The 1,062-nt window shown below is 77.4% G+C and carries 2 protein-coding genes; both read left to right on the top strand.

The window, feature by feature from the left end; translation table 11 throughout:
* Positions 1-378, top strand: a 378-nt coding sequence (locus AB0J52_RS41960) for a hypothetical protein (protein WP_500188887.1), incomplete at its 5' end; no start/stop codon positions are given.
* Positions 375-1,062, top strand: a 688-nt coding sequence (locus tag AB0J52_RS41955; protein WP_500188885.1) for an ABC transporter ATP-binding protein, incomplete at its 3' end; no start/stop codon positions are given. The genes AB0J52_RS41960 and AB0J52_RS41955, both read left to right, overlap by 4 nt.

Here is a 1,062-nt window from a genome sequence, read left to right as displayed (position 1 = left end):
GACGCGCCCGACCTGCTGTCCCGGCTGGTCGCGTTCACGAACCGGCGGCTGCCCGAGCGGCTCGCCGGGCGCGCCGCGATGCCCGGCACGGCGTCGGTCGCGAGCATCCGGGGGTACGCGGGCGGGTTCGCGTCGCTGGCGGTCGCGCCGCTGCCGCCCCGGTACGGGCAGCGGCTGGTCGGCGCGGCGCACGAGGCGGGCGCGGAGATCACCCCGCTGCGGGAGGCGTCCGGCGGGGGCCGCGGCGAGTACCTGATGCTGGTGACGCCGCTGCTGACCGCGATGCTGTTCCACGCCGACACCGGGACGACGTTCCTGCTGGCCGGGGCCGTCCGGCCGGAGGTCCTGCGGGCCGCGGCGGCGGAGCTCGCGCGATGATCGCCACCCGCGGGCTGACCAAGCGGTACGGGCGTGTGGTGGCCGTCCGGGACGTGGACCTCGCGGTCGGCGAGGGCGACCGCTACGGGCTGCTCGGGCCGAACGGCTCGGGCAAGACGACGCTGGTCCGGATGCTGCTCGGGCTGGTGTTCGCGACGTCCGGGGAGATCGAGGTGATGGGCCGGCCGATCCCGCGCCGCGTCGGCGAGGTGCTGCCGCGGGTCGGCGCGATGGTCGAGGGGCCGGGCGCGTACGGGCACCTGTCCGGCCGGGCGAACCTGGCGCTGCTCGACGCGTCCGGGCCGGGCCGCGGGTCGCGCCGGACGCGCCGCCGCCGGGTGGACGAGGCGCTGGAGCGGGTCGGCCTCGGCGGCGTGGACGACCGCGCGGTCAAGGCGTACTCGCTCGGCATGCGGCAGCGGCTCGGGCTCGCCGCCGCGCTGCTGCACGAGCCGCGGCTGCTGATCCTGGACGAGCCGACCAACGGCCTGGACCCGCGCGGCATCCGCGAGATCCGCGACCTGCTGCGGGCGCTCAACGACGCGGGCACGACGATCCTGCTGTGCAGCCATCTGCTCGGCGAGGTCGAGGAGCTGTGCACGCGGGTCGGCGTGATGGACCGGGGGCGGCTCGTCCTGCAGCGGGACATGGCCGACGTCCGCGCGCCGACCGGACGCGGCCGAG

The organism is Spirillospora sp. NPDC049652, from assembly GCF_040675125.1.
Lineage (GTDB): Bacteria > Actinomycetota > Actinomycetes > Streptosporangiales > Streptosporangiaceae > Spirillospora.
Note: the sequence above shows the minus strand (reverse complement) of the source record. Positions and strands in the feature narration are given on the sequence as shown.